Annotated in this window: 23 protein-coding genes and 2 tRNA genes; 7 read left to right on the forward strand and 18 right to left on the reverse strand. The window is 39.6% G+C overall.

The window, feature by feature from the left end:
- Positions 1 to 19 precede the first annotated feature (19 nt).
- Positions 20 to 1324, reverse strand: coding sequence for a DEAD/DEAH box helicase family protein (locus tag IGI52_RS10005; protein ID WP_438781202.1), 1305 nt, complete (start codon positions 1322 to 1324; stop codon positions 20 to 22).
- Positions 1325 to 1464: 140 nt separating this feature from the next.
- A complete protein-coding gene (locus tag IGI52_RS10010) occupies positions 1465 to 1752 on the reverse strand; it encodes a DUF7662 domain-containing protein (protein WP_102871691.1) in 288 nt (95 codons plus the stop codon).
- 106 nt (positions 1753 to 1858) lie between these two features.
- Between IGI52_RS10010 and IGI52_RS10015 the strand changes: the two genes are divergently transcribed.
- On the forward strand, positions 1859 to 2500 hold the full coding sequence (locus IGI52_RS10015) for a YigZ family protein (protein WP_049220748.1): 642 nt from the start codon (positions 1859 to 1861) through the stop codon (positions 2498 to 2500).
- A gap of 9 nt (positions 2501 to 2509) precedes the next feature.
- Here the strand turns inward: IGI52_RS10015 and IGI52_RS10020 are convergent, their stop codons facing one another.
- The gene (locus IGI52_RS10020) at positions 2510 to 3214 is read right to left on the reverse strand and encodes a GntR family transcriptional regulator (RefSeq protein WP_034876820.1); all 705 of its coding nucleotides are present in this window, start codon (positions 3212 to 3214) and stop codon (positions 2510 to 2512) included.
- Between the two features lie 355 nt (positions 3215 to 3569).
- Positions 3570 to 7811: an acyl-CoA dehydratase activase-related protein gene (locus IGI52_RS10025; RefSeq protein ID WP_438781204.1), complete on the reverse strand. Its 4242-nt coding sequence runs from the start codon at positions 7809 to 7811 to the stop codon at positions 3570 to 3572.
- A gap of 177 nt (positions 7812 to 7988) precedes the next feature.
- Between IGI52_RS10025 and IGI52_RS10030 the strand changes: the two genes are divergently transcribed.
- Positions 7989 to 8597: a TetR/AcrR family transcriptional regulator gene (locus IGI52_RS10030; RefSeq protein ID WP_016181255.1), complete on the forward strand. Its 609-nt coding sequence runs from the start codon at positions 7989 to 7991 to the stop codon at positions 8595 to 8597.
- A gap of 90 nt (positions 8598 to 8687) precedes the next feature.
- Here the strand turns inward: IGI52_RS10030 and IGI52_RS10035 are convergent, their stop codons facing one another.
- The gene (locus IGI52_RS10035; protein WP_016181254.1) at positions 8688 to 8858 is read right to left on the reverse strand and encodes a hypothetical protein; all 171 of its coding nucleotides are present in this window, start codon (positions 8856 to 8858) and stop codon (positions 8688 to 8690) included.
- A 239-nt stretch (positions 8859 to 9097) separates the two neighbouring features.
- Here IGI52_RS10035 and IGI52_RS10040 point away from each other — a divergent pair, with 239 nt between their 5' ends.
- Positions 9098 to 9973, forward strand: coding sequence for a helix-turn-helix domain-containing protein (locus IGI52_RS10040; RefSeq protein WP_438781206.1), 876 nt, complete (start codon positions 9098 to 9100; stop codon positions 9971 to 9973).
- A 93-nt stretch (positions 9974 to 10066) separates the two neighbouring features.
- On the opposite strand, the gene IGI52_RS10045 is transcribed toward IGI52_RS10040, so the two are convergent.
- From IGI52_RS10045 to IGI52_RS10105, 13 genes are all read right to left on the reverse strand, one after another.
- A tRNA-Gln gene (locus IGI52_RS10045) sits at positions 10067 to 10138 on the reverse strand.
- 1 nt (position 10139) lies between these two features.
- A tRNA-Tyr gene (locus tag IGI52_RS10050) sits at positions 10140 to 10223 on the reverse strand.
- Between the two features lie 82 nt (positions 10224 to 10305).
- Positions 10306 to 10536 (reverse strand): DUF2969 domain-containing protein, encoded by a 231-nt coding sequence (locus IGI52_RS10055; protein ID WP_127979583.1) that lies wholly within the window; start codon positions 10534 to 10536, stop codon positions 10306 to 10308.
- Between the two features lie 75 nt (positions 10537 to 10611).
- On the reverse strand, positions 10612 to 11256 hold the full coding sequence (locus IGI52_RS10060; RefSeq protein ID WP_016181251.1) for a CBS and ACT domain-containing protein: 645 nt from the start codon (positions 11254 to 11256) through the stop codon (positions 10612 to 10614).
- Between the two features lie 3 nt (positions 11257 to 11259).
- Complete coding sequence (locus tag IGI52_RS10065; RefSeq protein WP_016181250.1) at positions 11260 to 11961, reverse strand: ABC transporter ATP-binding protein; 702 nt, start codon at positions 11959 to 11961, stop codon at positions 11260 to 11262.
- Positions 11961 to 12737 (reverse strand): ABC transporter ATP-binding protein, encoded by a 777-nt coding sequence (locus tag IGI52_RS10070; RefSeq protein ID WP_438781208.1) that lies wholly within the window; start codon positions 12735 to 12737, stop codon positions 11961 to 11963. The genes IGI52_RS10065 and IGI52_RS10070 overlap by 1 nt, the downstream gene beginning before the upstream one ends.
- On the reverse strand, positions 12718 to 13692 hold the full coding sequence (locus IGI52_RS10075; RefSeq protein WP_016181248.1) for a branched-chain amino acid ABC transporter permease: 975 nt from the start codon (positions 13690 to 13692) through the stop codon (positions 12718 to 12720). The genes IGI52_RS10070 and IGI52_RS10075 overlap by 20 nt, the downstream gene beginning before the upstream one ends.
- A 9-nt stretch (positions 13693 to 13701) precedes the next feature.
- Positions 13702 to 14580, reverse strand: coding sequence for a branched-chain amino acid ABC transporter permease (locus IGI52_RS10080; protein WP_438781209.1), 879 nt, complete (start codon positions 14578 to 14580; stop codon positions 13702 to 13704).
- Between the two features lie 111 nt (positions 14581 to 14691).
- Complete coding sequence (locus IGI52_RS10085; protein WP_016181246.1) at positions 14692 to 15855, reverse strand: ABC transporter substrate-binding protein; 1164 nt, start codon at positions 15853 to 15855, stop codon at positions 14692 to 14694.
- A gap of 436 nt (positions 15856 to 16291) precedes the next feature.
- Positions 16292 to 16582 carry a membrane protein insertion efficiency factor YidD gene (yidD, locus tag IGI52_RS10090; protein WP_016181245.1) on the reverse strand — a complete coding sequence of 97 codons (291 nt, stop codon included), beginning with the start codon at positions 16580 to 16582 and terminating at the stop codon, positions 16292 to 16294.
- Between the two features lie 228 nt (positions 16583 to 16810).
- Positions 16811 to 16987: a DNA-directed RNA polymerase subunit beta gene (locus IGI52_RS10095; protein ID WP_016181244.1), complete on the reverse strand. Its 177-nt coding sequence runs from the start codon at positions 16985 to 16987 to the stop codon at positions 16811 to 16813.
- A gap of 79 nt (positions 16988 to 17066) precedes the next feature.
- The gene (gene murA, locus IGI52_RS10100; RefSeq protein WP_016181243.1) at positions 17067 to 18368 is read right to left on the reverse strand and encodes a UDP-N-acetylglucosamine 1-carboxyvinyltransferase; all 1302 of its coding nucleotides are present in this window, start codon (positions 18366 to 18368) and stop codon (positions 17067 to 17069) included.
- A 50-nt stretch (positions 18369 to 18418) separates the two neighbouring features.
- On the reverse strand, positions 18419 to 18652 hold the full coding sequence (locus IGI52_RS10105) for a DUF1146 family protein (protein ID WP_016181242.1): 234 nt from the start codon (positions 18650 to 18652) through the stop codon (positions 18419 to 18421).
- Positions 18653 to 19394: 742 nt separating this feature from the next.
- Between IGI52_RS10105 and IGI52_RS10110 the strand changes: the two genes are divergently transcribed.
- From IGI52_RS10110 to IGI52_RS10125, 4 genes are all read left to right on the forward strand, one after another.
- Positions 19395 to 19598, forward strand: a complete 204-nt coding sequence (locus IGI52_RS10110; RefSeq protein WP_016181241.1) for a hypothetical protein — start codon at positions 19395 to 19397, stop codon at positions 19596 to 19598.
- Between the two features lie 22 nt (positions 19599 to 19620).
- Positions 19621 to 19833 (forward strand): DUF2922 domain-containing protein, encoded by a 213-nt coding sequence (locus tag IGI52_RS10115; protein WP_016181240.1) that lies wholly within the window; start codon positions 19621 to 19623, stop codon positions 19831 to 19833.
- A 75-nt stretch (positions 19834 to 19908) separates the two neighbouring features.
- Positions 19909 to 20295, forward strand: a complete 387-nt coding sequence (locus tag IGI52_RS10120; RefSeq protein ID WP_016181239.1) for a hypothetical protein — start codon at positions 19909 to 19911, stop codon at positions 20293 to 20295.
- Positions 20296 to 20346: 51 nt separating this feature from the next.
- Positions 20347 to 20958, forward strand: coding sequence for a hypothetical protein (locus IGI52_RS10125; RefSeq protein WP_016181238.1), 612 nt, complete (start codon positions 20347 to 20349; stop codon positions 20956 to 20958).
- The last annotated feature ends 119 nt before the right edge of the window (positions 20959 to 21077 follow it).

Genomic DNA, 21077 nt, shown 5'->3' on the forward strand with positions numbered 1-21077 from the left:
TAACTCTTTTTGACAACAGCTACAGCGCATTGATCAATCCTTCTTTCAACGCTTGCTGATTGTTCTTTTTAATTTCCCTAATTGCTGATTTAATTGCTGTGGTTCGTTCACTGGTAACAAAAATCACCTCTGCCTGAGAATACTCTCCTTTACGATCTGCTCGACCAGCAATCTGCACCAATGCAGATTTTTTAAAGACCCGATGAGAAGCCTGCAATACGATGACCGATACCCTTTCAAAGGTTACTCCACGTTCTAGAATGGTCGTTGTTAAAAGAAATTGATACCTTCCTGCACGCATATTTTCGACTTTAATTAGACGCTCCTGATCCTGTGAAAAAACCGTTGTCAATCGAATATCTGAGTATACACCTTGGATAAACGCTGCTATTTTTGCTAATAAGGAGATGTTGGGACAAAAAAATAAAACATTATTTTTCTCTAGTAAATACGTTATTTTAGCTAAAACCTTCTTTGGCAACTGTCCTGCAAGTAAATGTTTTTCTAAACGCCAAGAAAACAATACTTGCGGAACGGGCAGCTTGCGTCGATGATAACGTGCTGGCAAATAATAAACCCGATCAACTGTCTTTTTTAACGCCTTATCCGGTGTCGCACTTAAATACACACGTTTCCCTTCTCTTTTCTGCGCGGTGTCCACTGCTCGATGCAGCAAAGGGTCCTCAGCGTAAGGAAAGGCATCGACTTCATCAACAATCACTAAATCAAAAAAATCGTGGTAACGTAAAAGCTGGTGAACGGTGCACACGACAAACTGATCACCTGCATCTTTTCGTTCCTGTCCGTGAAAAAGACTGATTTTTTCATCAGGAAAGGCTTGGTGAAAACGAAGAAAGACCTCATTGCAAACATCTACCCGCGGAGAAGTCACAGCAATTTTCTTGCCTTTCTCCAAAAGACTCTTTAAAAGCGGAAAAAGAATCTCTGTTTTCCCCGCACCAGTGACTGCCCAAAGTAGAAAGGAACGCTTTTTAAGCTGATCCTCAAGTAAGCCATCAGCAATTTTCTGCTGCGCAGTTGAAAGTTTTCCCGACCACGTGAGAACCACTTTTTTCGGAACGGCCTTTTTAATAGGAAAGAAATACAGTGAACTATTACTATCCACACGTCCCAAGGCCAAGCAAGACGGACAATAAAAAAATCCTGCGGGTACCTTTTCTTGAGAGACTTCACCACATCGCTGACACACCCAGTCCTTATCAATCTGCACCATTGCAGGAATTTTTTCAGCTTGAGTCAGATCAATCTTAGGGTAAAATGTACGCCACTCCTCTAATAATAAACGCTGACCTGTTATTTCCATTCGTCTCCCCCTCTTTTTCAGAAAGATACGCAAACGACTCTAAGTTTTTTTGATTTTGAAACATCTTTTGGTCTTAGAAAAACAAAAAAAGCGCAGCAATGACTTGCCGCACTTTTTCTCTGGCTGTTTTTCATAAAAAGCTAAATTAACCAACTTGATTTTACTAATTTATTAAAAACCACGTATTCCTTGCCGAGATTTACCTGTACTACTTCATAATTCGCATTCAACCAACCATATGCACCTTTTTCCGGATGACGATAATCATTCGCCCACCAATCTGGGTCTTGGCGCGCGGTATGAGGTAATCCGCTGCGAGGAAACAACAGCTCGTCAAATTGTGTAAAGGTCAACGTGACTTGTGAGCCATTATTATTTTTTAAATAATGCGTAATGCTGTCATATTTTTTTGCACGTGTCATGCTCATCCCTCACCTTCAAACAAAAAATCATACAGACAAAACAGCCTTTAGTTGAAACCTCTCCCGCTTTTCTTCTATACTAGAATAGAGAAAACTAAAGTGAGGCAAAAACATGCTGCAAAAATATCGAACCATAAAAGAAGACAACCAACACGAAGTCGAGATTAAAAAATCGAGATTTATTTGCTTCTTAAAACGCATTGAAACTGAAGAAGAAGCAAAAGCGTTCATTCAACAAATAAAAAAAGAACATTGGAAGGCAAATCATAATTGCAGCGCTTTTGTCCTAGGAGATCATCATGAGATTCAGCGCTCTTCAGACGATGGAGAACCCAGCGGAACTGCAGGTGTTCCAATGCTAGAGGTATTGAAAAAAAATGATCTAATCAATGTCTGCGCTGTTGTCACTCGTTATTTTGGCGGAACAAAGCTTGGCGCTGGCGGATTGATCCGTGCTTATTCTGGCTCGGTTGCTCAAGCAATTGTCCATACAGGGATTGTTGAGGGCAGACTGCAGCAAGAAGTCTTCGTCCAGCTTGACTACTCGAATTGGGGAAAGATGGAGAATTTTATTGCCAGCGAGAATCTTGCTGTCAAAGATACTCAATTCACCGATCGAGTTGTTGTCACCTGTATGGTAGATGAGAATCAAGTTGATGATTTCGAAGCTCAGGTTACTGATTTGCTGAATGGTCAAGTGAGCTTTACTACTGGCGAAGTCACTTATCATGAGCAAATAATCCAAGAGGCATAGCCGCTTGGATTATTTTTCTAAATAAAACTCAAAGCGACTGCCAACATATTGCGTGCGGACATATTCAAATGGTTCCCCATCCGCTAGATATGAAATTTGACGTAAACGCAAGATCGCGTCACCACGTTTTACTGCCAAATATTCAGCTATTTGTTCTGAAGCTAATGTTGCTGATACCGTCTGATTGGCACGACCGATTTCAAAACCTTTTTCTTGCAAACTATGATAGAACGATTCCGTGATTTCTTCTTTGCTAAAACCTTCAATTAATTTAGCGGGGATACTCGCCACTTCAAAACAGATTGGCAGGTCATCCGCGTAACGAATCCGTTCCATTCGTAACACTTGTTCGCCTTTTTCTAAACCTAATTTTTCCGCTTCGCTAGAGCTTGCCCGTGAGTGAAAAAAGGAGATCGTTTTGCTAGAGGGAATTTTTCCCTGCGATTCCATAATATCGGTAAAACTTGTCGTTCCAGTCATCTTTTCCTGAACTTTACGACTGGCTACATAAGTTCCTGAACCAATTTTCCGTTCCAGTATTCCTTCATCAGAAAGTGTTTGGATTGCCTGACGTAGAGTCATTCGACTTACGCCAAACCTCAAAGACAATTCCCGTTCAGAAGGTAGACGTGCACCGACCTTCCATACACCGTTTTCAATTTCATGCTTTAGCTGATCATGTATTTGAATATAAACTGGCACTTGATTTGCCATGGCCATCACCCCGTTCAAATTATCTATTCTTATTATAACTGGTATATACCTAATGTACAACAATAATCCTTTTTTATCTCATGTTTGATTTCTGCTTTTTTACGGATCATTTTAAAGTATTTTTTTGAATCTCCAGTAGTTAAAATAACCTTCATTAAATGTCTGCCAGTTTGAATCAATCTGTTCTTACCAATAGAACTAACGACTAGCAGCTAGTTCATTGGTTAGGATTCATTTCTTTCCTGACCGCAAAAAATTGTCTTTATTTCGTGCGTATACGATTTTTTATTCGTGCTAACGTACGAATAAAAATTACAAAAAGAGTAGACCTTTTTTAATTGGTCTACTCTTTCAATCAACTTTTAACTTCTTCCTTTAATTGTTTATTGGCCGTTGCCATCATCAAACGAATCCGATTTAATTGGTTTACAATCGAAACACCAGGATCATAATCGATCGCAGCAATATTTGATTTAGGGTATTGGTGGCGCAATTCTTTAATGACACCTTTACCAACTACGTGATTGGGTAAACAACCAAATGGCTGCATACAGACAATATTGTTTACGCCGGTTTTCAACAGATCAATCATTTCACCAGTCAAGAACCAGCCTTCACCTGTGTGATTACCGATTGAAAGAATTTTGCTGGCATCTTCAGCCAATTGGTAGATAGAATGAATCCCGGTAAAGCGCTCAGAGGCACGTAAGGCTTTATCCATTGGTTTTTCTACAACTTCAATCAATTTGATCGCCATTTCGGCCAGATTTTTATTTTTCTTCGGCATCCCCATATTGTCGTATTTCCAAATCTGATTATATAAAGAATAGTTCATAAAGCCGATCAAATCCGGAACAACCGCTTCAGCGCCTTCTGCTTCTAACAAGCGAACAATGTCATTATTGGCTGTTGGTGAGTATTTCACCAATATTTCACCGACGACACCGACCTTCGGCTTAACTTCATTTGAAATTGGAACTGTATCAAAATCCTTGATGATTTTTTTCATGTTGCGATTGAACTGCGTCAATGAGCCATTTCGAACATTTCCTTCGACTTTCTTCAACCATTCTTTATGCAAAGCATCAATCTGCCCTTTTTCTAATTCATATGGACGTGTGCGATAAACCACGCGTTCAAACAAATCGCCATAAAGAATCGCTACGACGATACGCTTCAGCATCGGCAATGTATATTTAAAGCCAGGGTTGCTTTCTACCCCTTTATTTCCAAGTGAGACGGAAACAACTGGAACCTGCGGGAAGCCAGCATCGTTCAAGGCTTTACGCAATAATGGAATGTAGTTCGTCGCCCGACAGCCGCCTCCGGTTTGACTCATCATCACACTTGTATTATTTAAATCATATTTGCCGCTTTGTAAGGCTTCAACTAATTGACCAATCGAGATGATTGCTGGGTAGCAAGAATCATTGTTAACAAATTTCAGGCCCACATTGATGGCCTCACGATCCATTGCTGGTAAGCACACTACATTGTATCCTGATGCTTCTAAAGCAATATCAAACAAGCCTGATTGATGGATTGGGCTAAGCATCGGTAATAATAGTGTATGTTTCTTACGCATTTCTTTCGTGAAGACAATTTTTTCTGGTTCTTCAAAGCGTTTCGTTGGTTCGAAATTCGATTTATCTCGTTCATTGACTGCTGCCTTTAATGAACGCAAACGAATTCTGATAGCTCCTAAGTTCGAACCTTCGTCAATTTTCAGGACGGTATAAATCTTGCCATACTGATCCATGATTTCTTCGACTTGATCCGTGGTTACTGCGTCAAGACCGCAACCAAATGAATTCAATTGTACCAGCTCTAGATTTTTCGATTTTGCTACCACACGTGCGGCTGCATATAAACGAGAATGATACACCCACTGATTAACAACACGAAGGTTGCCGACATCACTCAAGTGGGACACACTATCTTCCGTCAACACATGGAAGCCTTCTTGGGTGATCACTTCTGCAATCCCATGATTGATCTCAGGGTCCAAATGATACGGACGTCCAGAAAGAACTACGCCCCGTTCCCCTTTTTGATTGAGCATCAGCAAAGTCTCTTCGCCTTTTTGACGAATGTCTTCTTTGAATACTTCTAATTCTTTATAAGCATGATGCAAAGCGCTATTGATTTCATCTTGTGTAATACCTAGATCTTTGAAGCAACGTCCTAAAACTTTAGCGACAGAGGCTTCATTGGCTAAGTTCAAGTACGGGTTGCGATAATCCACTTTCCCTTCACGAATATCATCGACATTGTTGCGGATAACATCAGGATAGCTTTGGACGATCGGACAATTAAAATGATTATCCGCTTCCTTTGATTCTTCTCGCTCAAATACCACACCTGGGTAGAAAATCATCGGCACACCACTATCAATCAAAGCTTGAATGTGTCCGTGAGCAATTTTCGCTGGGTAGCAGGCCGTATCACTTGGAATAGTTTCCATTCCTTGTTCATATAATTCTTTGTTTGAACGCGGCGATAATTTCACTCGGAAGCCTAAATCACTGAAGAAAGTATGCCACAAGGGATAATTTTCGTACATGTTCAAGACGCGGGGAATACCGATTTCACCGCGAATGGCTTCTTTTTTCCGGAGCGGACGATATTTGAATAAACGGCGATATTTGTAATCGACAAGATTGACTTTCTTATCTTCTCGCTTAATCTTGATTCGTGCTCCACGTTCACAACGATTTCCAGTAATAAACTGACGTCCGTCTGAGAACAACGTGACTGTCAGCATGCAATTATTTTCACATAAACCACAGTGAGTAAATTCTTTTTCAGCGGTGAAGGTGTCGATTTCTGCTAAAGAGAGAGTTTCAGTTTTTTCTCCGACTTCGTAATTTTCTAAAGCGATTAAAGCCGCACCAAATGCTCCCATTAAGCCAGCGATCGACGGACGAACAACCTCACGCCCCGTGACCATTTCAAAAGCACGCAAGACTGCTTCGTTGTAGAAGGTTCCACCCTGACAGACAATTTTTTCGCCAAGCTCTTCTGGACGACGAACCTTGATTACTTTGTAAATCGCATTTTTAATAACGGAATAAGACAAGCCCGCAGAAATATCACCGACAGAGGCGCCTTCTTTTTGGACCTGCTTTACTTTAGAGTTCATAAATACGGTACAACGTGATCCTAGATCAACAGGAGCCTTTGATTTCAATGCTGCCTTCGCAAAATCTTCGACATTGTAATTCAATGATTTGGCAAATGTCTCAATAAATGAGCCGCAGCCAGATGAACAAGCTTCATTTAATTGAATAGAGGACAACGCGCCATCCTTGATCGTCATCGCCTTCATGTCCTGTCCGCCAATGTCCAAGATGAAATCAACACCTGGTTGAAAATGATTGGCAGCCTTGTAATGGGCCATAGTTTCCACTTCACCGATATCGACCTTCAACGCATTTTTGATCAATTGCTCGCCGTAGCCGGTTACTGCCGCTTTCCCGATAAAGACATTCTCAGGCAATTTTCTATACAAGTCCTTCAGCACGGTCATCGTTGTTTCCAATGGTTGCCCTTGGTTATTCCCGTAAAATGAATACATCAAATTGCCGCTGTCATCAATCAAAGCCACTTTTGTCGTTGTTGATCCAGCATCAATCCCTAAAAAGGCCACCCCTTCATGATCAGACAAGCTCTTTTCTTGTGCTTGTGCTTGTCCGTGACGCATTCGAAAGTCGGCTAATTCTGCTTCTCCCTCAAATAATGGCTCTAATGTGTCTGACGGAGACAGATGTCCCTCTTCGGCTGTTGTTAGACGATGCAGCAAGTCTTTCAATGTGGTTACTTCTGCTTCCTCTGAATAAAAAGCCGCCCCCATCGCTACAAAGAGTTGAGGATTTTCTGGAAAGATGACATTTTCCGGCGCGATATTTAACGTTTCGATAAATCGTTGACGCAATTCAGACATGAAGAATAGCGGTCCACCTAGAAAAGCGATGTTTCCTTTTATTTTACGACCAGCTGCTAAACCAGCAATCGTTTGATTCACGACCGCTTGGAAAATACTCGCTGCAATATCTTCTTTTGCTGCTCCTTCATTAATAAGCGGCTGTACATCCGTTTTAGCAAAAACCCCACAGCGTGAAGCAATCGGATAAATTGTTTTATAATTTTTAGCCAGTTCATTGACTCCATTCGCATCTGTCTTCAATAAAACAGCCATTTGGTCAATGAATGCTCCCGTACCACCAGCGCAACTCCCATTCATGCGTTGTTCCAGTGCGCCTTCAAAAAACGTGATTTTAGCGTCTTCTCCACCTAACTCAATGGCGACGTCTGTTTCAGGAATAACTTCCTCAACAGTACGAGTACACGCGATTACCTCTTGGACAAATGGAATCTCTAAAACATCTGCTAGACCCATCCCGCCGGACCCTGTAATGCTCATCGTCATTCCTTGAGTGTCAATCATTGATTCAGCTTCCCGCAACACACGTTCTGTGGCAGTTTTCACATCGGAAAAGTGACGTTCATACTTCGAAAATATGCTTTCGTTTTGTTCATTTAAAATGACCAACTTGACGGTTGTAGAGCCAACATCAATCCCCGCTCGTAATGTCATGATTATTCCTACCTTCCATTTTTAACAACACATGTTGATTAACTTACAAAGTGTTTGTTATACTACTCACGTATATTCTAAAAACATTTCGAACGTTATGCAATACTCAAAACCGTTTCATCCGTGCGATAAGCAACAATATCTCTAGATATGTTGTAAAAATGAAAGGATTTTACTATGGCAAAAAAAATCGACCTTCGGGTTAAACGAACCAATAAAATGATTATGGAGGCTTTTATTCATTTAGTAGAAGCAAAAGGCTATGATAATATCACCATTCAAGAGATCGCGGACGAAGCGATGATCAATCGTGCAACCTTTTATTCCCACTTTAAGGACAAGCAAGACCTCTATGATCAAATCTTTAAACAAGCAATCGATGCTTTTGCGGCTGTTCTTGACCCAGATCAGATTGTTCAAGGCAATCGTTTGAAGGTTCGGAAAATTGAAATGGTATTAAAAAATATCTATGAACAAATTCAAGCAAACCGGAAATTCTTCTTAACAATTATGGATGCCTCAGGGAATGAAATTCTGCGAAAAAAAGTCGCAGAGATTCTCAATGAAAAATACTCACATGTCTTCAAACGCCTAAAAATTACGGAGAATGACATTGAAGTTCCTTTAGATTTTATCATTGAATACATGACCTCGATTTTCGTTGGTACCCTGCACTGGTGGATTACTAGCGATACGACCATGAGCGCTGACAGCCTTTCGAAGCTGGTAATCAAATTAGTCGGCAATGGACACCTGACTATTTTAGGCATTGAAATAGACCATTAAAAAAAGAGTACGACTCATAAGTGGTCAAGAAATAAGAAGGAGCTGATCCGAAAGTCTAAAAGACTTTTTGGTCAGCTCCTTCTCTGATTATTAATGATTTTTGGCTTTCCATTTAATCGTGTGGCGAGTCGGACGAATCGTGCGCACGCGTGGAACTTGTCCTTTTTCCTTTGTTACTTCTATTGAACTCTCTTTGATTGTACTGTAAATTTTTGTTACCGTATCTGTCAGCATTTCTTTCATTTCTTCAACTTTATTCATAAGTACAGACTCCCTTCAAATTCAAAATATAAATCACTACTGCTCTCTTTCTACTATAAATGGTAGCCTATATCGTAATTCCCATCAAGTGAGAGCTCTTTGCAAAATTAACAAGCTGATTTAGAAAGCTTGATTTATCAAGACTCTACGCAAAGTAGAATCACTTTTTCAGCAGATTTTATACCTTTTTCTCTGTCAATCCGCTATGCTTAACTTATCAATCAGAAAGAGGAAATCAAATGGGAAATTTTTTAGGGAAACAATTAAGAAACTATCGACAACGAAATGAGCTTACGCAAAAACAATTAGCGAATATTTTATATGTATCTGATCGAACGGTTTCCAAATGGGAACGCGGGGCTGGGTACCCTGATATCGATACTTTAAAACGTATTGCACAATTATTAGATCTCTCGTTAGACAATTTATTAAACGAGCGAGAGCCAGAACTATATTTTGAATATCGATCAACGACTCTTTTGTTTACACTGCCTTTACTGCACATCGTCATTCCAAATCTTTCAGAGCTGCTATGGCACAATCGCCAATTTGCGATTAGTACGCTACGGCATAAAAAGCAATTGATTCCGACTGCACATGGAATTATCAGTATTGGCTTTTTCTCTTCTGGCTTTTTGTCATTAGGATTTTTTTCAAAGGGAATCATTTCAATCGGTCTATTATCACTAGGATGTTTTTCAGCCGGTATCTTAACATTAGGATTATTCTCTGCCGGAAACCTTGCTTTAGGAGTCATCGCGTTGGGGAATCTTGCCATCGGATTACTTACCTTTGGAAACTTAGTTGTCGGTGGATTCAGTTTAGGAAATATTGCGATAGGCTACCTTGCCATCGGCAATAAGGCACTCGGTACCTATACAAGCAGCCTACCTGCACATAGCGATCTGGCAGAAATATCTCAGGCACTCACAGATATGCAGCCACATGTTCCTGAAGCGATTCGACAAATACTTATTAATCCATTTTTATCAATTGCTAATTCTTCGCTATTTCCTTATGCCACATTGTCCTTTGCACTCTTTTTAATCTTTCTGCTCAGTCTAGTGTGCTTTTGGGGACTTCAAAAAATCCGTCGAAATACCATCAAACATTGACACTAAAAGAACCAGTGTTCATTCCACTGGTTCATTTGATATTTTGTTATATAAAATAAAAAAAGTGAGCTGCACCTGCAACTCACTTGACTACTGGGGTAGCTGGATTCGAACCAACGCATGAGGGAGTCAAAGTCCCTTGCCTTACCGCTTGGCTATACCCCAATGGTGGAGGAGAGTGGATTCGAACCACTGAACCCTAAGGAACGGATTTACAGTCCGTCGCGTTTAGCCACTTCGCTACTCCTCCAGCTAGGTTTTTTTATTATTTAAAAACCCGACTCAGTTATAATACCTAATCTTCAAAAAAAAAGCAAGTACTTTTTCAAAAATTATTCATGTAAATTCCAGTTGCGTATCAGGGCTTCAATTCCATCATCTAATGTCTTGAAGCTTCCCAGTAAATGCCCGTCGTTATAGGCTTGGAAACTTTTATTTTCAGGAACAATTTCGCCGATCGTTTTCTTTCCGATCACTAATTGTGTCACGGTTTGCTTTTCTCCATCAATTAGACGTTCTTCTTCTTTAACCTGAACTTGGATATCTTTGTTCTTTTTAGACATATCTTTCCCTCCGTCTTAAATAGTTTATCATACTACGAAAGAAAAGGACAACTGAGTGGTCAGTTGTCCTTAAAGTTATGGTTGAGTGATCGCTGCCCGCAATACTTCGTAACCATTATCAGTGAGAAGTTGTTTGATTTTTTCTGTCTCTTTGCTGGCTAATTGAATTTCGACAATTGTTGCGGTTGCTTGATGATCTACAATGACTGTTAGAATACTGAAGTCATTGTCCGCTAAAATTTTCGCGACTCTAGCTAATACCCCTTTTTTATCCTCAAGGATTTTCAGTTGAACATGTGTACCGCCTTCGTGATAACCGGTAAGCTTTAGGAAGGCATCAAAAATATCATTATTGGTGATGATCCCGACCAACTTCTCATCGTCTAATACTGGCAATACGTTGATTCTATTTTGACGCATCAAATAGATACCATCTTCTAATTCCGCGTCAGGAGCGACGGTTTTAACATCCTTGATCATTACATCCGCCACAACCGTTTTATTCAATAGATAATTTACTTCATGAACGCTCAAGCTCGTTGCCTTTGAAGGTAAGGCTTCTTGAATTGTTCCTTCTGTAATCAATCCGACCAATTTATCGTTATCAATAACCGGTAAGCGATGGATATCATATTTTTTCATCAAATCAACGGCATCAAAAATTTTGGTTTTCGGTGTAACCGTCACTAAGTCTTTTGTCATAAAATCTTTTACACTCATGTTTTACCCTCCTAGATAAGCTTTCTTCACTTCTTCACTTTCTAGCAATTCTTGACCAGTTCCTGACAAGACCACTTTTCCAGTCTCCAGCACGTAACCGCGGTCGGCAATGGATAGAGCCATTTTTGCATTTTGTTCAATCAATAAAACGGTCGTTCCTTGTTTTTGAATCTCTTGAATGATATTAAAAATTTCTTGAATAAAAATTGGTGCTAACCCCATTGAAGGCTCATCTAAAAGCAATAGACGTGGTTTAGACATTAACGCTCGGCCCATCGCTAACATTTGTTGTTCCCCGCCGGATAATGTTGAAGCGTCTTGATTTAATCGTTCCTTCAAAATCGGGAATTTTTCATAGACGTGTTCATAATCCTGTGGAATTTCGCCATCCTTGCGCAAATAAGCACCCATTTCTAAGTTTTCCAAGACCGTCAATCCTGGGAAAACATGCCGTCCTTCAGGCACTTGCGATATCCCTTGAGCCACAATTTTTCTAGGCGCTTTCTTTTGAATCGGTGCGCCTTCAAACGTAATCGTCCCTTTAGATGGCTGATTCAATCCAGAAATCGTCCGTAAAATCGTTGTCTTTCCTGCTCCATTTGCCCCGATCAACGAAACAATTTCACCTTGATTGACTTCAAAACTAACATCACGTACCGCTTGGATCATGCCGTAATGCACCGAAAGATTTTCAATTTTCAGCATTATAGCTCACCTCCAAGATAGGCTTTGATAACTTCTGGATTATTTTTGATTTCTTCTGGTTTACCTTCAGCTAAAATACGACCGTATTCTAACACATAGATTCGCTCACAAACATCCATGACTAAACTCATATCATGTTCGATTAACAGGATCGTGATTTGAAAATCCTTTTGGATCTTGCGAATCAATAGGGTAAGTGCTGCAGTTTCTTGCGGATTCATTCCGGCTGCCGGCTCATCTAAGAAAAGAATTTTTGGTTTAGTCGCAAGCGCTCGGACAATCTCTAAACGACGCTGCTCACCATATGGCAAGTTACGTGCTAGATTCTCTGCTTTATCCTGCAAATCAAAAATCGTTAATAATTTCAACGCTTCTTCTTTTAATTTTTCTTCTTTATTATAGAAGGTCGGTAAGCGTAGCACACTAGAGAAAAAGCCTTCTTTATTTTTGCTGTTCATAGCAATCAAGACATTATCCAAAACAGTCAGATCTTTAAACAAACGAATATTTTGAAAGGTCCGACTCAGACCTAAATCAGCAATCGCATAAGATTTTTGTCCATTCAATCGATGACTCTTCCCATCGACCTCCAGTAACACGTCCCCTTCGCTTGGATCATAAACACCAGTGATTAGATTAAATAACGTTGTTTTCCCTGCACCATTCGGACCAATCAAGCCCACCAGTTGATTCTCTTCTAATGCGATATTGACATTGGAGACCGCCGCCAAACCGCCAAAGTTTTTGGTTAAATCTTTAATTTCCAACAGAGGCATTTTGGTCATCTCCTTTTTTAAACTTAGTTAGAATTTTCTTCACAGATAGCTCTTTTGTGCCTAGTAACCCGCCTGGTTTAAAGATCATCAAGATAATCAATGCCAACGCGTAAATGATCATCCGCAATGTTCCAAAATCCTGAAGATACATATTGATAATCCCTAAAAGAATTGCCGCAATAAAGGTTCCCGTCACACTGCCGATTCCGCCCAATACGACCAGAATCAAAATATCGACTGATTTAGTAAAAGCAAAATCTTTCGGAGCAATTGATTGTAAATATCCTGCATACAGTGAACCAGCAATACTAGCGGTCATGGCACCAAAGGTAAAGGCCATTACTTTATACTTTGTTGTATTAACGCCCATCGCCTCAGCAGCGATCTCATCTTCACGAATCGCCATCGTCGCACGACCAGCACCTGAACGAATATAGTTAACGATAAATAATGTAGTAATCGCCATAAATCCATAAACCATTTGCCAATCGACAAAAGGCTCAATTCCAAACAAACCAGAAGGCCCGTTGGTGATTTCCTTAAAGTTGATTAAGAGAATACGAATGATCTCTGCTACACCCAGCGTGGCAATAGCTAAATAGTCGCCACTTAAACGCAGGGTTGGAATACCCACTCCTACAGCGACGATTCCTGCTATAAGAACACCGACTGCCATCCCTAAGAAAAACCCACCATAAGTTGGGGTATTCATCGAAATAAGAGCCGCCGCATAAGCACCGATCGCCATAAAACCAGCATGTCCTAGTGAAAACTGACCGGAAAATCCAATAATCAAATTCAGACCTACCGCCAAAATTACATTAATCCCTATTTGTACCAAAATATTATCTAAAAACAGATTGACCATCCCAGCTGAATAAGCAATGTACAATACTGCATATCCAAGCACGATCAAGGCTAGCCAAATCAAATTATATTTCAAATTCTTTTTCATTTGACTCACCTACACTTTCTCTTTCACATGTTTGCCTAAAATACCGGCAGGACGAACCAATAAAATCAAAATCAATACGGCATAAACCACCGCATCTTTGAAATCAGAAAAACCTAATGCTGTCGTAATCGTTTCGATCAAACCAATGACAAATCCGCCGATAGCCGCTCCGGGAATAATTCCGATTCCGCCTAAAACTGCGGCGATAAAGGATTTAAGACCAGGTATGTAGCCCATCATCGGATCAATCGAGTTGTAATACAGACCGATCATCATTCCGCCTGCTGCAGCTAGCGCTGATCCCAAAGCAAAGGTAAATGAGATGGTCCGATTCACATCAATCCCCATCAACTGCGCCGCATCCGTATCGACACTTACAGCACGCATTGCTTTACCCATCTTAGTTTTCTGAACAATCAGGTTTAACGCGATCATCAAGAATAATGACAATCCTAATATCAATAACTGAATATTTGTAACCCTCAAGAAGCCAATATTAAAGGCCTGCATTTTAATTACCTGCGGAAACGGTCTTGTCGTTGAACTGAAAAAATAAATCATTGTGTTCTGTAATAGATACGAAACACCGATCGCTGTAATCAAAGCCGCGATTCGTGTTGAATTTCTTAACGGTCGGTATGCTAAGAATTCAATCAGGACACCTAAAATTGCACTCCCTGCCATTGATAAAACCAAAGCTGGGAAAAAGCCCATATTAAATTGATTGATCAGAAAGTAGCCAATAAATGAGCCGATCATGTAAATCTCTCCATGGGCAAAGTTGATCAATTTAATAATTCCATAAACCATAGTGTAGCCCAATGCCATTAATGCATAAACACTACCCAGAAAAAGCCCATTGACGATTTGCTGAATAAATACTTCCATCTTTATCACATCACTTTTCAAAAATAGTTTGGACGATTCATAGCCCTAATTCTTAAAAGGGAGTGTGCCAAATACCATTGGCACACCCCCTTGCCTGCTTTTTCCGAGTAATTAAGGATTTACGGTTTCAGCAGAAGTTTCTTTTCCATCTGTTAGACCAAGAACAACCGCTGATTTTACTGGATTGTGTTCTTTGTCCATTGTGATTTTTCCTGTAACACCCTCGAAATCTTTCAAGTTCGCTAAGCCTTTGTTGATTGCCTCTGGTGTAGCTTTTCCTTCGTCTTCAATTGCTTGTTTAATCATATAAACAGAATCATAAGCCAAAGCGTTAAATGAAGATGGCTGCTTGCCATATTTCTTCTCAAAAGCTGCTACAAATGGCTCAACCTTATCCGTTGCTGGAGCTTTGGTTGAGAAGTGACCTGTATAGTATACGTTTTTCACATTGCTGGCACCGGCTGTTTCAATCAGTTTTTCATCTCCAAAGCCGTCAGCCCCGATGATAGGCTGTTCAATTCCCATTTCACGTGCTTGCTTGATAATTAAACCAGCTTCTGTGTAATAGCCTGGAATGTAGATAACGTTAAAATCTTTGTCTTTGATTTTAGTCAACATTGCTTGGAAATCTTTATCTCCTGCAGTAAAGTTTTCTTCTGCAACAATTTCACCTTTATAGGTTTCTTTAAAAGCCTTCTTCAAGCCACTTGCATAGTCACTTGAATTATCGCCTAAAATAACGGCTTTATCGGCCTTTAGATTTTCATCTGCATATTTGGCTAAAACAATTCCTTGGAAACTATCTTGGAAACAAGATCGGAAAATATAATCTTGTACTTTTCCTTTTTGAACAGTAATCGCATCATCTGTTCCTGATGGTGTTACTGCTGGAGTCTTTGCTTTGGTTAAATTTGGCAATGTCGCTTTTGTCGCACCAGAGGTAGCCGGTCCAACGATTGCAACTACTTCATCTTTAGTCGTCAAATTTGCTGCAACAGAAGCTGCTTCATTATTATCAGACTTATTGTCTTTTGAAACGTATTCGATTTTCTTGCCGTCAATCCCGCCATCTTTATTAATCTCTTCGACTGCTAATTTGACACCTTCGTTTTCCGCTTCGCCGTAAGCCGCTACAGCTCCAGATAACTCGAAGTTTCCGCCAATTTTAATCGTCTTAGCATCGTCACTGCCGCCACTATCGCTCGCTTTAGGCGATCCACATGCACCTAGTAAAAACAATCCTGCTGCCATTACAGCTACTGTTCTTTTTTTCATCCCGTTACCCCCTGATAAAATAATGATAATTCGTTAAGATAATAAAGAATATATAGGAAAAATCTCTCACTGTCAATTAAATTTTCTGAATATTTTAATAATTCAGCAATACTCAAACAATTTATAGCGCTTACAACTGCTTGCTGAATCTTTCAAATAACGAAAAAAGAAATCACATTAACTGATAAATAGTCAATGAGATTTCTTTAAAATAACTATGATTATTTGTTTTCTGCATCTGCCACCAATTGATAAAGCAACAGATTTATGGAGAAAAGGATTTTGATTTTTCTATTATTAACGTCGATTTATCGACAAAAGGAGAAAAATGAGGAAGCTTTCTCTAATCTATAGAATAACTCCGCAAAAAGTTTTGCTCTTCTTTCTCTTAGTTAAATATTGACGATTTAAAAATCCTTTTTGCTTCTAAGCCTGTTTAAGCCTGTTTATGTAGTTTTTCATAATCTGGTTCCTCTTGATCAATCAGGTTTTTACGTAAGGAAAATTTGGTGGGCACATAATCAAAACCAGCTTTCGCAAATGGATGACAACGTAAAATCCGTGAAATCCCCATTAGAAAACCCTTGAAGGCACCGTGAACCTGTATTGCCTTAATCATATAGCTAGAGCATGTCGGATAATAACGACAGGACGGCTGCGTCAGCGGTGAAATAAACCGTTGATAACCACGAACCAAACCAATTAAACCTTTGCTAATAATATTCATTCCTACACCTCAAAACAATTCTTGGTAATCAATCAGCTCCATACCATTTTACTGTTCTTACAAAATAAAGCAAGATACGTATTTCGTTGGTCATCAAAATTTAAACTTCATGATGAACAGTAATTCTGTAATCCCAATCACGTGATAATTTCAATAAAAAAGAGACTGCACCAAGAACTTGGCTACAATCCCTTCTGAATAATCAAAATCAGATTTTTATCACGAATACTAATGAACAAACTCTAAAATATGACGCCAAACATCTGGCATAAGCACTTTAAATGGATTTCCGCCGCCCATTGCACCATAACCAATCATACTGCCGACGATAAATAATAAAACACCTGCAAGTAGGATTGCTACAATACGAATTAAGCTACGTAAGATATGTTCTCCAGAACTCATAGATCCACTCCTTATTCATACGTAATGGATTAATTTTACTGACTCAGCTAATATCCTGCAAAAAGAGGAACTGAAATCCTTAAACTAAGACAGTTGCAGCATCCGTTGCTTTTCTGCTTTCAGTATCCACACGTTCGACATCCGCACCTAATTGCTGCAGCTTTTTATGGAATTGATAGTATCCACGGTCTAAATATTTCAAGTTACGTACACGTGTTATACCATTTGCACGTAATCCAGCTAAAACTAATGCAGCAGCTGCGCGTAAATCAGTTGCATACACTTCTGCCCCTTGCAGCTGTGAAGCACCTTTAATCAATGCAACGTTGTTGTCGATTTTGACTTGTGCATTCATTCTACGCATTTCTTCTAGATGTTGGAAACGATTTTCAAACACTGTTTCAGTCGTTGTACTGACCCCATCAGCAACTAATTGAATAGCTGTCATTTGAGCTTGCATATCTGTTGGGAACCCAGGATGAGGCATCGTTTTAATATCTGTCGCCTTCAATGCTTTAGGACCGATTACACGCAAACCATCATTTTCTTCGGTAATCTTAACACCCATTTCGATCAGTTTAGAAATCAAAGGACGGTTGTGTTCAGGGATTGCCCCATCAATCAACACATTTCCTTCAGTCATCGCTGCGGCAACCATGAAGGTTCCAGCTTCAATCCGATCTTGCACAATTGGATGAGATACAGCATGTAAATGGTCAACACCTTCAATACGCATTGTTTCAGTACCAGCACCATGAATGCTAGCGCCCATTTTATTTAAGAAATTTGCTAAATCAACAATTTCAGGTTCACGCGCAACGTTTTCGATCACGGTTGTACCTTTTGCTTTAACAGCCGCCATCATAATATTTTGTGTTGCGCCAACACTTGGGAAATCCAAATAAATTGTATCCCCAACTAATTCATCCGCAATAGCTTCAATATAGCCATTTTTTTGAATGATTTTGGCACCCAACGCTTGGAAACCTTTTAAATGTAGATCAATTGGACGTTTGCCAATTGCACAGCCGCCGGGCATTGCAACTTTAGCATGACCATTGCGAGCCAATAGCGGACCCATTACGACAATTGATGCGCGCATCTTACTTACGTATTCATAGGGAGCTTCCACGTTTAATTGACGTGTTGCATTCACCTTAATTTCTTTAGCCTCTTCATTAAATTCAACATCTGTATTCAAATAACGAATCACTTGATTCATGGTAAAGACATCAGATAAAATCGGAACATTACTCAAAGTGGATGTTCCTTCTTCAGCTAATAATGTCGCAGCTAAAATTGGTAGCACAGCATTTTTTGCACCTTCGATATGTACTGTTCCTTCTAATTGTTTACCACCACGAACGATGATCTCTTCCATTGTATTCCCTCCAAAAAATGCTAGTCGATTATTTCGTATATGTACCTTACTTAATTAAATGTCAAAAAGATATTTTTGCACAAAAGAATGATTTCTAAGAAAAATGTACTGCAAGTAAAGCCGATTGCGATCGCCAGCATCAAAATTGCCAGACGAACTTGCGTTTCTTTAAATGCTTTAAAGAGATTCTCTATTCGTAACGATCTTAAAGCCCAGAAAGCCAGGTAGATAAAGGAAAAATGCGAGACAATTCTAACGATTGCATCAATTCCATATACTTGCATAACTTCGTTCCTTTCAAAAAAATCAACAGTTGGATTATATCACAGATTCAGGTAAAGAAGAATACTTTGAATGCTCAAAGAACTATACAGAAACTTTTAAAAAACTTAATGTTTATTTTTCTCTTTCGATCCGATCAAAAATAAATCTTTTTCCCCTTAGAAAGTCTTTTTAAAAATCATTTACACATTTTTCCGCAATCTTCTAATAATCGACCTATTTTTGATAATAGTTTTTATTCCGTTTTTCGATTGAAGATTAAAATGACAGATTTTTTAAAACTTCTTCTCGCCTATATCTGTCCGCAAAATTTATTCAAGGGGACAATTCTATTACTCTTTGCCATCTCTTATTTACTGTCTTGATTATGCTATTGACCTTTTGTCTTCGCTTGCGTCCTAGTTACCATTTTATCGCAACAAATTTCTCTACTATTTCTTTTCACTTTATTACTGACTTCAGCTTTTAATTCATTTCGATGGGCGTCGAGCTTTCTCTTAAAACAATTAGTTAATGAAGTGTTTTATTAAATCTTTTATTATACTACATTTCGCTCCTGCTTGTAAAATCGCAAATTGACCATTATACCTCCAATTTGACCGCTTTTTCATCAAAAACAGCACTTTTTACCCAAAAACAGGTCAAATTGACCCCCTTTTGGTCAATTTGCGATTCGCACTTTTTTTAGAAATCATTTATCTTTTAGTCACCGGCCGGAACCAAAAAAATTAGGAGGAAACAACCATGATTCAAACGATCGGCAATAAACTACAAGTAGAAATCGATGCAGGCGGAGAAAAAACTAAGAAGATCACCTTTACAAATGTGATGGATGAGCCTAGCGAAGAGAAGGTCCTTGAACTGGGTGAAATTATGAAATCACTATCAGTTGAAGGCAGCCAGCTAGACGGCGTGATTCTAACCAGTCAATCACGCTACACCAAATAAATCATAGAAAGGAAGGAAAAAAATGCTAAAACTCGTCGCAACCTTTAAAAACAGCTTAGGGAAGAACCACACCTGGAGCTTCAATGATCCCGATACTCAAAAGACCGATACAGAGATCAAAGGATTACTGCAACGCATGACAGAGGTAAAACTTTGCCATAAAGATGGCGCAGACCTCTTCAACACTGTCGAAAGTGCGAAGTACGTCGAAACGATTGAAACGATTATTTTTTAATCAAACACTTTGAGGGGTAGCGGCAGTCTTGCCGCCCTCCTCTACTACTAATTGAGAATGAAAGGATGAGCATCAATGAATGTTATACAAACACTGTCGTTTCGGCAGTTATTCAACTTAAAAGCCAAAACACTCGAACAACGAATCACCAATTTCTACCATGAAACACAAAACAGCAGTGTCACGATTAAATATATTTTAGCCTTAAAAGTACGCTGCCAATTGGGAGCGGCGGAGTTTGATCACTTTCTAAAGGATCTTGTCCGCGAGGTGTTCATGCACACCAAAGCTACCCGCACCATGAAGCGTCTCTTTTATTATTTCGAAGACTACTTTATGGCACCCGAATGGAAGACTTTGAAACTGAGAGTCTTTCCAGTAAAAAAATTCGGTGAAAAAGTCGTCTCTGTCGCTCGCTCACTTATGTCAATCGTCCGACCTGAAGAAACCAGCGAACCTTGATGAAACCATGATCCAACCTACGCAGAAAAAATCAAAGAAAGGAACAGAACAATGACCAAGGATTTAATTGCCACCTTTGGAAAAAGCGATGGCGGCACCCACAATTGGAAATATAAAGACCTCGATCCCAATTTGACGGCGCCACAGATCAAAGAAGCTTGCGAACTATTGACGAACCTAGACATTTGTACACAAAACGGCGTAAAACTATTTGATTCTGTGGTCACCGCTAAGGTCTTGACCCATAAAGAAACTCTGATATTTGATCCAGAACAGGAGACAAAAGGCGTTCGTTACGATGGAAAGCCTGTTGAGGAAGCGGCCTGTGAAAAAGTCGGTTGCTTTGAAGTTGCGGAAAAACAGGAAGAAGGAGTCGCTTTACCGATTCCGAAATCTTCCCTATTACCAGAAACACCACATGGTCGCTATTTTAAACAATTAACGACTATCGCTCCAGCGGAAAAAGCAACGATCAAAGTAGAAAAAAAGTCGCTTCCACAATCAAGCAATAACCAGCTTAACGAACAGCAGCCAGTAGCTATGCCTTTAATGGAAGACGAGTCATCAAACCAAGACACGAAAGAACAAAACAGACTGCTTCAATGGCTTCACAGAATCAGAAAGAAAAACAAAGATGGACCGCCTGATACACCGCGGGAATAAGCCTTTTCCCAATTAAATCCGTTCATTGACAATCACATACTGCGTAGAAAACGATAAAAAGTCGATCTGGAAAATACTCGCTATAACAGATCTTGTTTACCTGTATTTTGACAAAATAA

Origin of the sequence: Enterococcus sp. DIV0187, assembly GCF_051713785.1 — a bacterium.
Taxonomy (GTDB): domain Bacteria; phylum Bacillota; class Bacilli; order Lactobacillales; family Enterococcaceae; genus Enterococcus_A; species Enterococcus_A avium.

Excerpts from the sequence above, each read along its gene's own strand:
- IGI52_RS10080 (WP_438781209.1), bottom strand. The coding sequence starts at position 14,580 with ATGGAAGTATTTATTCAGCAAATCGTCAATGGGCTTTTTCTGGGTAGT.
- IGI52_RS10040 (WP_438781206.1), top strand. The coding sequence starts at position 9,098 with ATGGGAAATTTTTTAGGGAAACAATTAAGAAACTATCGACAACGAAAT.
- IGI52_RS10015 (WP_049220748.1), top strand. The coding sequence starts at position 1,859 with ATGCTGCAAAAATATCGAACCATAAAAGAAGACAACCAACACGAAGTC.
- IGI52_RS10055 (WP_127979583.1), bottom strand. The coding sequence starts at position 10,536 with ATGTCTAAAAAGAACAAAGATATCCAAGTTCAGGTTAAAGAAGAAGAA.
- IGI52_RS10030 (WP_016181255.1), top strand. The coding sequence starts at position 7,989 with ATGGCAAAAAAAATCGACCTTCGGGTTAAACGAACCAATAAAATGATT.
- IGI52_RS10095 (WP_016181244.1), bottom strand. The coding sequence starts at position 16,987 with ATGAGTTCTGGAGAACATATCTTACGTAGCTTAATTCGTATTGTAGCA.
- IGI52_RS10005 (WP_438781202.1), bottom strand. The coding sequence starts at position 1,324 with ATGGAAATAACAGGTCAGCGTTTATTATTAGAGGAGTGGCGTACATTT.
- IGI52_RS10085 (WP_016181246.1), bottom strand. The coding sequence starts at position 15,855 with ATGAAAAAAAGAACAGTAGCTGTAATGGCAGCAGGATTGTTTTTACTA.
- IGI52_RS10065 (WP_016181250.1), bottom strand. The coding sequence starts at position 11,961 with ATGCTGAAAATTGAAAATCTTTCGGTGCATTACGGCATGATCCAAGCG.
- IGI52_RS10010 (WP_102871691.1), bottom strand. The coding sequence starts at position 1,752 with ATGAGCATGACACGTGCAAAAAAATATGACAGCATTACGCATTATTTA.
- IGI52_RS10070 (WP_438781208.1), bottom strand. The coding sequence starts at position 12,737 with ATGCCTCTGTTGGAAATTAAAGATTTAACCAAAAACTTTGGCGGTTTG.
- IGI52_RS10105 (WP_016181242.1), bottom strand. The coding sequence starts at position 18,652 with ATGCAAGTATATGGAATTGATGCAATCGTTAGAATTGTCTCGCATTTT.
- IGI52_RS10035 (WP_016181254.1), bottom strand. The coding sequence starts at position 8,858 with ATGAATAAAGTTGAAGAAATGAAAGAAATGCTGACAGATACGGTAACA.
- murA (WP_016181243.1), bottom strand. The coding sequence starts at position 18,368 with ATGGAAGAGATCATCGTTCGTGGTGGTAAACAATTAGAAGGAACAGTA.
- IGI52_RS10025 (WP_438781204.1), bottom strand. The coding sequence starts at position 7,811 with ATGACATTACGAGCGGGGATTGATGTTGGCTCTACAACCGTCAAGTTG.
- IGI52_RS10020 (WP_034876820.1), bottom strand. The coding sequence starts at position 3,214 with ATGGCAAATCAAGTGCCAGTTTATATTCAAATACATGATCAGCTAAAG.
- IGI52_RS10120 (WP_016181239.1), top strand. The coding sequence starts at position 19,909 with ATGAATGTTATACAAACACTGTCGTTTCGGCAGTTATTCAACTTAAAA.
- yidD (WP_016181245.1), bottom strand. The coding sequence starts at position 16,582 with ATGAATATTATTAGCAAAGGTTTAATTGGTTTGGTTCGTGGTTATCAA.
- IGI52_RS10110 (WP_016181241.1), top strand. The coding sequence starts at position 19,395 with ATGATTCAAACGATCGGCAATAAACTACAAGTAGAAATCGATGCAGGC.
- IGI52_RS10125 (WP_016181238.1), top strand. The coding sequence starts at position 20,347 with ATGACCAAGGATTTAATTGCCACCTTTGGAAAAAGCGATGGCGGCACC.
- IGI52_RS10060 (WP_016181251.1), bottom strand. The coding sequence starts at position 11,256 with ATGAGTGTAAAAGATTTTATGACAAAAGACTTAGTGACGGTTACACCG.
- IGI52_RS10075 (WP_016181248.1), bottom strand. The coding sequence starts at position 13,692 with ATGAAAAAGAATTTGAAATATAATTTGATTTGGCTAGCCTTGATCGTG.
- IGI52_RS10115 (WP_016181240.1), top strand. The coding sequence starts at position 19,621 with ATGCTAAAACTCGTCGCAACCTTTAAAAACAGCTTAGGGAAGAACCAC.